Below are 12,790 nucleotides of genomic sequence, written 5' to 3'. Positions count from 1 at the left end.
ATTTGTAGAGTTTTTTATTTTACACTTTTTTACATTTCTTGACTTTATTCCATTTATTTCCTTTTTAGAAAATGCTATACTTATACTATTGACTGACCTGTCAGTTTTAGAAATTTTAAAGTGAGGTGAAATTTTTGTTACCAAAATTCAGTGTAAAAAAACCACTAACAGTATTGGTATGCATGGTCCTTATACTTGTTCTAGGTGTTGTTTCCTTTACAAAAATGACGACTGATTTATTGCCAAATATGAATCTTCCTTATGTAATCGCGTATACAACATACCCTGGAGCAAGTCCAGAGAAGGTTGAAAGTACTGTTACAAATCCACTAGAAGAAGTATTCTCTACCGTAAGTGGTGTAGAAAATATTACTTCTATATCAAATGAAAATGTAAGTATGGTTATACTTGAATTTTCTCAGGATACTAATATGGTTTCTGCAATGATAGATCTTAATGGTCAAGTTGATTTAGTCAAAGGTAACTTTGATGATTCTGTTGGGTCTACTACTCTTATGAAACTAAATCCTGATATGATGCCAGTAATGATGGTAAGTGTAGATGTCGATGGAATGTCTAATGAGGAAATTTCTAGATATGTTAATAATGAGGTTATTCCTAAATTAGAACGTGTTGATGGCGTGGCATCAGTAACTGCAAGTGGTCTTGTGGAAAGACAGTTACAAGTCACTTTAGACCCTGATAAAATTGATTCTGTTAATCAAGAAATTCAAGAAAGTGTAAATAAGAAATTTGATGATCAAATTGATGAGATAGATAAATCTATCTCTAGATTAGACGAAAGTCAACAACAATCTGAATCTCAAATACAACAAAAACTTTCTGAATTAGATAGTACCAGTACTCAAATAGACAATTCTATAAAAGAAATCGAAAACTCTATATCAAGCAATACTGGTTCTACTAGCGATTTACAAGCTCAACTTCAAAAGTTACAATCTCAAAAAACAGAGCTTGAAAGTTCTCGTTCATCATTAAATGATGAATTATCAAAAGCAGCTTCACAAGTAAGTGAACAAAAAGCTACACTTGAGTCTTCTAAAGAAGAAATAGAAAAAGCAAGAGAAGAGGCTTTAAAGGCTGCAGATATATCAAGAAAAATCACACCTGAAACAATTGATTCAGTTCTTTCGGCAGAAAACTTCTCTATGCCTGCTGGATATGTTGAAGATGGTGCTGATAAATATTCAGTTAAAGTCGGTGATAAATTTACTTCTAAAGATGAGATTGAGAATCTTCTTCTATTCTCATTAGAGGATATTGCTGATGTTTATTTAAAAGATGTTACAAACATTGAATATGGAAATAGCACAAGTGATTCATATACAAATGTAAATGGAAACCCAGGAATCATTTTGTCTATAGAAAAAACTAGTACAGCTTCTACTTCTTCAGTTTGCGATAAACTAAATAAAACTATAGATAATTTAACTAGTAAAAATGATAAATTACATATACTTTCTCTAATGGACCAAGGTATATACATAGATATGGTTATCGATAGTATACTGGATAATTTAATTTATGGTGGTGTATTAGCAATAATAGTACTTTTAATTTTCTTAAGAAGTATTAAACCTACTATAATAATAGCTCTAAGTATACCTATGAGTTTACTATTTGCAGTAGTTTTAATGTACTTCACAGGTATATCTCTAAACATGATTTCACTATCTGGTTTAGCTCTTGGCGTTGGTATGCTTGTTGATAATAGTATAGTTGTCATCGAAAATATCTATAGAATGAGGAATAACGGTGTAAGCAAATATAAAGCAGCTGTCTATGGTGCTAAACAAGTTTCAAACGCAATATGTGCCTCTACCCTAACGACTATATGTGTATTTTTACCAATAGTATTTACAGACGGTATAACAAGACAATTATTCGTCGATATGGGTCTTACAATCGCATATTCACTTATTGCGAGTTTATTAATGGCTCTTACTTTAGTTCCTTGCATGGCATCTAATATATTAACTAGCAAAGATCAAGTTGAACACAAATTCTTTAATAAACTTGTTGATGGATATGAATATGTATTAGACAATGCATTGAGACATAAAGCAGTTATACTTGTGGGTGCATTATTACTTTTAGTTTTAGCTGGATATAGTGCTACAAAAATGGGAACTGCATTCATGCCTGATATGAGTTCTACTCAAATGACAGCGACTATCTCAGCAAAAGAAGGTCAAGAAGTAACACAAGCTGATTTAGAAAGTGCTAGTGATAAATTTGTAAACATAGTAAAAGAACTTCGAGATGTCCAAGGTGTTGGCGCAATGACAGGTTCAGGTAGCATCACTGGTTCTTCTAAAAAAAGTGTTTCTGCTTATATCCTTTTAAAAGAAGATATGAAATATTCTAATAAAGAAATTGCTAAAATGATAAAAGATAAAACAAAATCTTTAGGTTATGATATAACAGTTAATGAATCTGCTATGGATACTGGAAGTATGTTATCAAGTGGAATAAGTATCAAAATCAAAGGAAATAACTTAGACAAACTTCAATCTATATCTGAAGATATGACAAAATTACTAAAATCAGTTAAAGGTGTTACTGATATAAAAAGTGATTTAGATAATATAGAAGTTGAACAACGTATTAGTGTTGATAAAGAAGCTGCTATGAAATACGGTCTTACAGTTGCACAAGTATATCAACAAGTTTCTGAGGGACTAAAATCAGAAAGAAACTCAACATCTATAACTCAAAATGGAAATGATTTAGATGTAGTTGTAAAAAGTGCTACAGAACCTACATTAGAAAACTTAGAGTCTTTAAATATAAAAGGTACTCAAAATAATGAAGATGTTACTATAGCTTTAAGCGAAATTGCTTCTATAGGTAGTGCAAATACTCCATCATCAATAAATCACACTAACCAAACTCGTTATTTAACTGTCTCAGCATCAGTTGATGATAGCCACAATATCGGTTTAGTGAGTCGTAAAATACAATCAAAAATTGATAAATATAAAACTCCTTCAGGTTATAGTATTGAGTTAGGAGGAGAAACCGAAACAATAAATACTACTATGAAAGACTTAATCCTTATGATAATACTTGCTATAGTATTTATTTACTTAATAATGGTTGCTCAATTCCAATCATTATTATCACCATTTATCGTAATGTTTACTATACCACTTGCATTTACAGGAGGTTTATTAGCATTATTAATTACTGGACAAGTACTAAGTGTAACTTCTATGTTAGGATTCTTAGTTCTTGCTGGTATAGTTGTTAATAATGGTATAGTCTTTGTGGACTATGTAAATCAATTACGACTTGATGGAGCCGATAAGCATGATGCCTTGTTAGAAGCTGGTAGAACGCGTATAAGACCTATACTTATGACTGCTTTAACAACTATACTTGCTATGTCGACTATGGCGTTAGGAGTTGGTATGGGTTCTGAATTATCACAAGGTTTATCAATAGTTACAATAGGTGGTTTATTATACGCTACATTATTAACGCTATTTATTGTTCCAATTCTTTATGATATATTACATAAAAAGGAATTAAAAACTGTTGAAATAGGCGAATCAGACTAATAAAATTTAATCCAAAACATTAAAGGGACTATACAATAAAATTACTTATATTGTATAGTCCCTCTTTTAATTTATTTTATATTTCACAAGTTTATACTCTGTTTTATAATGATATAACTCTACTCATCAATTCATTACTTCTCTTGATAAATAAATCTAATTCATCTGCACTTAATTCTTTGTTTGCAAGCAATGCTAAGTCTACAATTTGGTTGCAAATTACATCTACAGCTTCTTTTTTAGTTTCGTCATCTTTTAAAGATAAAACTTTTTTGATTAATGGATTTTTATCATTTATAACTAATGTTTTTTCTTCTTTTAAATCGAATCCATAATCTAATCCAGCAAATCTAGATTGCATTTCCATCATTCTTCTTGATTCTTCTGAAACTAATATAACTGCTGGTGTATCTTCTTTCTTTAGGCTTTCTACTGTATATTTTTCAATTCTATCGCCTATTTTTTCTTTGAAGAAATTAATTATTTCTTCGTCTGCTTTTTCGTCCTTTTCTTCATCTTTATCTTTTAATACATCTGATAAATCTGAGTCTATTCTCTTGAATCTTACACCATGTTCTTTATATTCAAGGAATGTGATAAAGTTATTATCTATAGTACAATCTAATATAACTGCATTTAATCCGTATTCTTTAAATAATTTGATATATTGAGATTGTTGTTCTCTATCTACAACATAGAATACTTTATTTTCATGTTTATCTTTCGCTACTTCTAAGTAATCTGTTAATGTTATATATTTTCCATCAAGATCTTTATATAAAATATATTCTTTTATTTTATCATAAAAACTTTCATCTTTTAGACAACCGTATTTGATAAATATTTGTATATCATCCCAGAATCCTTCGTATTTTTCTCTTTCATTTTTACAAAGTGATTTTAATTTATCTGCAACTTTTTTAACTATATGCTTAGAAATTTTGCTTACATCTCTATCATTTTGTAAGAAACTTCTTGATACATTAAGCGGTAAATCTGGACAATCTATTACACCTTTTAATAATAGTAAAAATTCTGGTATAACTTCTTTAATGTTGTCTGCTACGAATACTTGATTGTTATATAATTTTACTTTACCTTCAACTAATTCAAATTCATTTCTTAGTTTAGGGAAGTATAAAATACCTTTTAAATTAAATGGATAATCCACATTTAGATGTATCCAGAATAATGGTTCATCAAATACATTAAACACTTGTTGATAGAATTTTATATATTCTTCATCAGTACAATCTTTAGGTAATTTTAACCATAGAGGATTTGTATCATTAAGTGGCATTGGTTTTACTTCATCTTTGGTTTCTTCTGAAGTTTTATCATCACTACCATCTTCAGCTTTTTTCTTAGCTTCTTCTTCTAATTTATCTGTATTTTCTAGATATATCTCAACAGGTAGGAATGAACAGTATTTTGTGATTATACTTCTTAAATTGTATTCATCTAAAAATTCTTCGCTATCTTCTGCTAAAGTAAGAGTTATTGTTGTTCCTCTTTCAGTTCTTGTTCCATCCTCAGTTATTTCAAATTGCATACCATCTGCTGATTGCCATCTAATTGGTTTTGCACCTTCTAAATATGAAAGTGTATCTATTTCAACATTACTAGATACCATAAATGCTGAATAAAATCCTAAACCAAAATGACCTATTATATCATTTGATTCTTCCATCTTGTCTTTATATTTATTAAAGAAATCCTCTGCTCCAGAAAAAGCAACTTGATTTATGTATTTATCTATTTCATCTGCAGTCATACCTATCCCATTATCACTAAATTCTAGTGTTTTATTTTTTTTGCTGACTGCAACTGTTATCTTATAAGGTTTATCATCACTATTAACTTCCCCCAAAGCTACTAGTCTTTTATGTTTGCTAACTGCATCACAACCATTACTTATTAATTCTCTTATAAATATATCCTTATCAGAATATAACCATTTTTTAATTATTGGAAAAATATTTTCAGTATCTATTGAGATACTCCCTTGTTTTAATGCCATATGTCTGACCTCCCATAATTGAATATTATTTATTACTGTTTTTTTCAAAAAAAAATAACAAGGGTGCCCCCTTGCTATTAAGGGTTTTTGCAAAAGTTCTATTTCTTTTTTATTTATTTCATAAAACTATTCTAATTAATTTTATTCGAACTTTTTATAAGAAACCTAATTATCACTCTTTGGTTGAGAGTGCTAATTTGATAGTAAAAAAAATACCGATATAGTTATCCTGTATTTTAACTTTTTTCTTATACATATTATTATAGCACGTTTGTTAGCACTGTCAAGTGTAGAGTGCTAATTTTTTATAAAAATATAGTGAGACTTCTTTATTGATAGTCCCACTATATTTTTTCTATATAATTCTCTTTATATTTTTAACTCACTATATAATCTAAAAAAGTTGAATATAAAATATCCAACTTCCTTATCAAACAATTTATTTTGCTTGAACATCATCTTCGCTTTCTTTTTCACTGCTAATCTCTACTACAGTTTTATTTGGAAGGCATACTATCTTTTGTCCATTAGAGTCGATTTTTCCTTGTTTTATACAAAGCTTATCCGGACAATCAGCGTCTTCCATATATACAACACCTTCTTTTATTATTACTTTGTTGTGTTCATCTATATCAATTGTTTTATCTTCGTTTAATGGATAAGTTCCGTAGTCTTTTCCGTCAACCTTTATGATAACTTCTCCACCTTTTTGTGCAAATAAAGATTTTGCTCCAAATCCCATTCCTGCAACAATTAATATGACTATTATTAAGATTATATCTTTTCTTTTCATAATGTTTTTCATAACTATTCTCCAGTATTATTTTTAATAATTCCCTAAATTTATCTTGCTTATTTTTACATGTCAAATATTGAATAAATCAAAAATTTTTCCGACAATTTTATTATACTAATACTCGTTCTCATTGCCAAGAATAGTTCTCAAATAATTTTTCAAAAAAATAAAGCTAGGTAAATCCGCATCTACCCAGCTAAATTCTAAAGAGGAAATTATCATATGATTAATTATTTTCATTCTATTTAATTTCAATTACTTGTTTATTTTCTATTTTCTTTTGTTCTTTTTTAGGAACAAATATATTTAAAACACCTTTGTCATATTTAGCTTGTATATCTTGTTCTGTTACTTCATTACCTACATAGAAACTTCTCTTTGTATTGCCATAGTAACGTTCTTGTCTAATGATATGACCTTCATTGTCTTTTTCTTCGTTTGTTGTATTATGTTCAGCACTTATTGTTAAATAACCATCTTCCAAATCTAATTTCAAATCTTCTTTATTAAATCCTGGAACTTCCATTGCCAATTCATAACCATTATCTTTTTCTTTTATGTCTGTAGACATTCTGTTTGTTGTAGTCATATTAAAAACTGGGTCTGTGAAAAAGTCATCAAATAAATTATTATTAAAATTAAATCTTTCTGGGAATAACATAAAGCATCGTCCTTTCATTTTAGTACTCTATGTCTGGAGTGCTAATTCAACCATTTTTTTGAGTATACCCTTTGCTCTGGTTGAAACTTTATTAATTATATTAATTATTAATTTATATTTTAGAAGATTTCTTATTTAAGTCTTCTTTTTATCATTTAATTTATTTTGCCAACTATATTGATATTATTCTACTTCTATAGTTTGTTTATTTTCTAGTTTTTTAACTTCTTTTTTAGGAACAAATACGCTTAAAACACCTTTATCGTATTTTGCTTGGATATCATCTTTTGTTACTTTATCACCTACATAAAAGCTTCTCTTTGTACTACCATAATAACGTTCTTGTCTGATTAGATGTCCTTCTTCATCTTTCTTTTCATCAGATTTTTTATGTTCAGCAGTAACTGTTAAGTAACCTTTTTCTAATTCTAGTTTCAAGTCTTCTTTATCGAATCCTGGAACTTCCATATCTAATTCATATCCATTTTCTTTTTCTTTTATATCTGTGGACATTCTATTAGGTACATTTACATTGAAAATTGGATCACTAAAAAGATAATCAAATAAATTATTACTATTATTAACTAAACCAAATCTTCTTTCTGGAAATAACATAAAGCATCATCCTTTCATCTTTTTATTAGCACTCTTTATTAATGAGTGCTAAGTCAACTTCTAAATTTAAGCATACCTGGTATGCTTTCGTTGACTCTTTATTCATTTTACCTATTTTCAAATTTGTGATTTGTTTATTCAAATCTTTTATTTCTTTGTCTTACTTGTTATCCTTTTTCCTTATGACTATATAGTACACCTTTTTGTTAGCACTGTCAACCCTCGAGTGCTAATTTTTTCCTATTTTTTATTAGTTTCCTTACAGAAATCCTTTATATCCCCTCCAATCACTTGTTCAGAGGGGATTATATTTTTTTAGATTTCTAAGTTTTTTTATTTAAAGTAATCAATAACTATATTAACCATAGTCTTAATTCCTATTTTTATACAATCTTCATCACAGTTAAATTTTGAATTATGCAATATACAAGTGTCTTCGTTTTTTTCAGACTTGCATCCTAAAAACATAAAGCAAGATGGAACTTCTCTTGCAAAGAAAGAGAAATCCTCTCCACCTGTATCGGGATTATCCATCTCAATTAAACTGTCCTCTCCCATACTATTTATAATAGATTTTTTTACTAATTTAGTAAGTTTAGGATCATTCATAGTGACTGGATATCCATGATTAAATTTATATTCATAATCGCATCCATGTATTTTGCAAACATCTTTAACAAATTCTTCAATTTTATCTGGTAGTATCTCGCATGCCTCTACACTAGAGCACCTAACTGTACCTTCAATAGATACTTCACCAGGAAGTACATTATATCTCACCCCACCATTTATTTTTGACAATGTAAGAACAACTACATCACTCGGGTCTATTGCCCTACTAACAATCGTCTGAAGTTGAGTTATTAAATATGCTGCACAAACAATAGCATCATGTCCTTCATGCGGTTTAGATGCATGTGATGCCTGCCCTTTAATAGTTATAAAAATTCTATTTGATTCTGACATCATTGCATTTGGTTTTAAAGCAATTGTTCCAATTGGATAATCCCAAACATGAAGTGCAACTGCATTATCGACATGAGGATTTTCTAAAACGCCTTCTTTTATCATTAAAGGTGCCCCACCTGTTGGATTATTTTCCTCTGCTGGCTGGAATACAAACTTTACATTTCCATTTATCTCATCTTTAATTTCGTTTAATACTTTTGAAACGCCTAATAGTATTGATGTATGCACATCATGACCACAAGCATGCATAACACCAGGATTTTTTGATTTAAACTCAAAATTTGTTTCTTCTTGTATTGGTAAGGCATCCATATCCGCCCTGAGCATCAAAGTTTTTTTACCCTTGCCTAAATTCAAATTAGAGACCACACCATTATTTTCTCTTCCCCTTTGAGCATCTAGTCCAATTTTGTTTAATTCCTTAACAATAAATTCTGCTGTATTAAACTCCTTTAAACTAAGCTCTGGATTTTGATGAAGGTACCTTCTTATTGATATCACTTCATCTAAATACTTATCAACTAATTCTTCCACTTTATTTTTTAACATTTTTATTCCCCCTAAAAATTAAAAGGTACAGATTTTAATCCGTACCTTTTAATTATATCATAAAGACTATAAGTAATTGATATTACTATAAGTATATATTTTTATATAGAAATTTATTCTGATTCTTTTAATGATTCTCCCAAGTCAACCTTTTTAATACTTCTATTAAGAATGAAATTAACTAGAGAGTAAACTAATAAACCAACTACAAATACTACAATATGTAGATAGTATGGCATATACATTTCTATATATGATGTAAATCTCATAAATGCAAATTTAAACAATACATCCATTAGGTAATATGAAAATGGAGCACATATGATTAATGAAATTACAACCACTATAGTACTTGCTTTTAAGTATAACTTGCTTATTTCCTTATCATCATATCCCATAACTTTTAAGAAAGACATATTTGTAGCATTTCTATCCATAACTAATTTAGTTAATATATACATAACAACTAAATAGATAATTATTGATACTGTAGTCATTATAGGAATCATTTGACCAAAACTTGAGGTTACTTGTTCCCCTATTTTCACAACATCATTTCTAGTTAGTTTTGATTGTATATATTCATCTTTTATGTCTAATTTTTTATCAGATAAATATGCATTATAATAATTTTTATCTTGATCAATCATATCATTAAGATTTTTTTGAGTCATATATGCAGAAAATCCAGCTTTATAATCATATATATCATAAACTTTAAATTTATAATCTTTTTCTGTGTATGGGTTTGTAAATGTGATTTTATCTCCCTTTTTAAGTCCCATTTTTTGTGCAAAATCATACGAAATAGTTATTTCATCATCTTTTGAAGGTAGAGAAATATCATCATAATATTTAGAATCATTATCTAATCCATAAAAAGATACATCTAGATCTAAATCCCCTGCCTTATAATAAGTTTCTAAACTTGTAATTGTAAGTTTTTCTGCATCTTTTGCATTTTTTATATCTACAGGTTGTTTCAAAACATATTGATAATCTGCTTTTACACTATCTTCTGAGTTTTGAAGATAATTATCAATACAAGGACCCATAACTATTCCAAACATTAATATAAAACTTGCAAATAATATACCTATAAATAATGTAAAATAACTACCCTTATTTTGAAGTATTACACGTATTTGAAAACGTCTAAAAAATGACCCATGTTTTAATTTAATATGTTGTTTTATTCTATTTTTATGTGTATCTCTTCTTAAGAATCGTATTGGTGATATATTTAATTTATGTCTAAGCATTAAGTAGTTAATTACTAGCATAAATACAAGTGGAATTATTGTTGTAGTTACAAATGCCTCTGGTATAAATTGCACTTTTAATGGTGGCAAGCAATAACTTCCATAGTACATATCTTTAAAGTATGGTGGAAAAACAAGATATCCCACTATATTCCCAATTATACAACTCACAATAGTAATAATTATAGGTAAGACCATATAATGTCTAATCAGTTCGTTTTTAGTATATCCACTTGCCAAAAGAGTTCCGATAACTGTAGATTCTTCATCTATAATTGTTTCGCTTATTACTACGAATATAAATGCTAAGATTACTAAAATTATATAAAGCAATGCCTTAATCATTGGAATATCTCCACCCATATCATTTGGTAAGAAAGATATGGTTTGATTCATATCTGATGTCATCATATTTGTAAGCATATATCCGTTTTCTAAACATATATCTCTGATATCATTCAATTTATCATAGTTTTCTTTATCACTTGCATCTTTTTTATCTAATACATAACTATAATTATAAGTTATATTTTTTTCTGCAAATTCATCAAAAGTTTTATTATCTACAATAGCTACACCAAAGTGAATTGCATCCATCATTAAGTCATTATTTTTTTCTATTAATGAAGTATAATCAGGAACAGCTATAAAACCAACTATTTTTATATCTTCACCATTTAAATGAATTGTTTCCCCTACTTTATAATCATTTTTATCAGCAAATAGTCTATCTAAAGCAATTTCATGTCTATTCTTGGGTAATCTGCCTTCATATACTGTGGCTATATCTACCTTTTCTCTATTTTTATAGATTCTAATCATGGTGTCATCGCTTAAATCTTGTTCACTATAAAAATTTTCATAAAGATTTAAATCTAAATCTTCTATTTTATCTTTTGTATCTTTATTAAGAGTTTGTGTAACTGCAAATTGACCATCTTCAACATTACATTCATCTTGGTTCTTATATAATAAATCCTTTACACTATATACAACAGTTAAAAATCCAGATACTGCACTTATCATAACTATAAGGACTATACTAATTGATAGATATCTTGCTAAATTCTGTTTAAATTCTCTCCATAAGCTTCTGTTTAATGGATTTTTCATGTCAATCACCTACCACTCTAAATCTTCTGCTTTCGTACGAGTTTCATTTATTTTATTTTTTATAATTTGACCATCTCTAAGTCTCATAACACGATGTGCCATATTTTTAATAGCATCATTATGTGTTACTACAATAATTGTAGTTTTATATTTTTCATTTATTTTTTCTAATAATTCTAATATGTCTTTGGATGTTTTGTAGTCTAGAGCTCCTGTTGGCTCATCACACAATAATAAGGAAGGATTTTTTGCTAATGCTCTACCAATTGCTGTACGTTGTTGTTGTCCCCCTGATAATTGGTTTGGATATTTATTTTGATGTTCTTCTAAACCTAATGTCTTTAATAATTCGTCAACAGAAATAGGCTTTTTACTTAAATATGCTCCTGATTCTATATTTTCTTTTACTGTCAAATTAGGAACTAAATGATAAAATTGAAAAACAAAACCTAATGTATTTCTTCTATAAAGGGTTAAGTCTTTATTTGATAATTTCCCTAAGTCAACATCACCTACTACTATATCCCCTTCATCTATAGTTTCTATTCCTCCAATTAGATTTAATAGTGTTGATTTTCCAGAGCCAGAAGGCCCTAACATAACACATATTTCACTTTTTTCAATACCGCAGTTAATTCCCCTTAAAACCTCTACTTTGTTTTCATCTTGACCATAAAATTTTTTAAGATTTTCAATTTGTAAATACATAAGATTGCCCCCTTTAAGTGTTAATATATACTACTTTTTCAAAGTTCTTACGATTTACTTTTATCGTAGCACTGTATTTGTTAAAAATCAATATCATTTGGTTTTTAATATCAATTATTCAAAATATTATTCTTCTAATCAAAAAGAGCCTTGCTTAATAGACAAGACTCTCTCTATTTTAAAATATTTATATCTAACTTAGTTTTACATATTTACCTGATACATAGCCATATGTATTATTGTATTTTATTTTATACCAGCCATTTGATTCCTTCTTAACTATTTCTACTTTTGTACCTTTTTTTAGTACACCTATTGATGCATAACTTGTTCCTGCACCTTTTCTTACGTTTAAGTTTCCTGTAGTTGTTCCTTTTGCTATTACTTCGTCTTCAGGTTTTGGGTCTGGTGTTGGATCTGGTGTTTGTGAATCTAATTTTACATATGTTCCTGATACATAGCCATATGTATTATTGTATTTTATTTTGTACCAGCCGTTTGATTCTTTCTTAA

At 28.5% G+C, this 12,790-nt stretch carries 9 protein-coding genes; 1 reads left to right on the top strand and 8 read right to left on the bottom strand.

Going from position 1 to position 12,790, the window contains the following annotated elements; genetic code table 11:
- Positions 1-134 precede the first annotated feature (134 nt).
- Positions 135-3,584, top strand: coding sequence for an efflux RND transporter permease subunit (locus ABCM86_RS07330; RefSeq protein ID WP_343003765.1), 3,450 nt, complete (start codon positions 135-137; stop codon positions 3,582-3,584).
- 103 nt (positions 3,585-3,687) lie between these two features.
- On the opposite strand, the gene htpG is transcribed toward ABCM86_RS07330, so the two are convergent.
- The 8 genes from htpG to ABCM86_RS07290 all read right to left on the bottom strand — a co-directional run.
- The gene (gene htpG, locus ABCM86_RS07325) at positions 3,688-5,604 is read right to left on the bottom strand and encodes a molecular chaperone HtpG (RefSeq protein ID WP_343003764.1); all 1,917 of its coding nucleotides are present in this window, start codon (positions 5,602-5,604) and stop codon (positions 3,688-3,690) included.
- Positions 5,605-6,043: 439 nt separating this feature from the next.
- Positions 6,044-6,409 carry a NusG domain II-containing protein gene (locus tag ABCM86_RS07320; RefSeq protein WP_295778844.1) on the bottom strand — a complete coding sequence of 122 codons (366 nt, stop codon included), beginning with the start codon at positions 6,407-6,409 and terminating at the stop codon, positions 6,044-6,046.
- A gap of 232 nt (positions 6,410-6,641) precedes the next feature.
- Positions 6,642-7,061 carry an Hsp20/alpha crystallin family protein gene (locus ABCM86_RS07315; RefSeq protein ID WP_195929409.1) on the bottom strand — a complete coding sequence of 140 codons (420 nt, stop codon included), beginning with the start codon at positions 7,059-7,061 and terminating at the stop codon, positions 6,642-6,644.
- A gap of 183 nt (positions 7,062-7,244) precedes the next feature.
- Positions 7,245-7,676 carry an Hsp20/alpha crystallin family protein gene (locus tag ABCM86_RS07310; protein ID WP_195929410.1) on the bottom strand — a complete coding sequence of 144 codons (432 nt, stop codon included), beginning with the start codon at positions 7,674-7,676 and terminating at the stop codon, positions 7,245-7,247.
- A 333-nt stretch (positions 7,677-8,009) separates the two neighbouring features.
- Positions 8,010-9,194, bottom strand: coding sequence for an amidohydrolase (locus tag ABCM86_RS07305; RefSeq protein ID WP_295676425.1), 1,185 nt, complete (start codon positions 9,192-9,194; stop codon positions 8,010-8,012).
- A gap of 113 nt (positions 9,195-9,307) precedes the next feature.
- Complete coding sequence (locus ABCM86_RS07300) at positions 9,308-11,569, bottom strand: ABC transporter permease (protein ID WP_343003763.1); 2,262 nt, start codon at positions 11,567-11,569, stop codon at positions 9,308-9,310.
- A 9-nt stretch (positions 11,570-11,578) separates the two neighbouring features.
- A complete protein-coding gene (locus ABCM86_RS07295) occupies positions 11,579-12,277 on the bottom strand; it encodes an ABC transporter ATP-binding protein (RefSeq protein WP_195929413.1) in 699 nt (232 codons plus the stop codon).
- Between the two features lie 193 nt (positions 12,278-12,470).
- The coding region (locus ABCM86_RS07290; protein ID WP_343003762.1) for an SH3 domain-containing protein at positions 12,471-12,790 on the bottom strand (320 nt) is incomplete at its 5' end.

It is taken from the genome of Clostridium sp. 2218st1_F5_2218SCRN_220325, assembly GCF_039062665.1.
Taxonomy (GTDB): Bacteria; Bacillota; Clostridia; order Peptostreptococcales; family Peptostreptococcaceae; genus Intestinibacter.
Note: the sequence above shows the minus strand (reverse complement) of the source record. Positions and strands in the feature narration are given on the sequence as shown.

What these genes read in the sequence shown, in the direction of transcription:
- htpG (WP_343003764.1), bottom strand. Translation starts at nt 5,604, where the DNA reads ATGGCATTAAAACAAGGGAGTATCTCAATAGATACTGAAAATATTTTT.
- ABCM86_RS07320 (WP_295778844.1), bottom strand. Translation starts at nt 6,409, where the DNA reads ATGAAAAACATTATGAAAAGAAAAGATATAATCTTAATAATAGTCATA.
- ABCM86_RS07315 (WP_195929409.1), bottom strand. Translation starts at nt 7,061, where the DNA reads ATGTTATTCCCAGAAAGATTTAATTTTAATAATAATTTATTTGATGAC.
- ABCM86_RS07310 (WP_195929410.1), bottom strand. Translation starts at nt 7,676, where the DNA reads ATGTTATTTCCAGAAAGAAGATTTGGTTTAGTTAATAATAGTAATAAT.
- ABCM86_RS07305 (WP_295676425.1), bottom strand. Translation starts at nt 9,194, where the DNA reads ATGTTAAAAAATAAAGTGGAAGAATTAGTTGATAAGTATTTAGATGAA.
- ABCM86_RS07300 (WP_343003763.1), bottom strand. Translation starts at nt 11,569, where the DNA reads ATGAAAAATCCATTAAACAGAAGCTTATGGAGAGAATTTAAACAGAAT.
- ABCM86_RS07295 (WP_195929413.1), bottom strand. Translation starts at nt 12,277, where the DNA reads ATGTATTTACAAATTGAAAATCTTAAAAAATTTTATGGTCAAGATGAA.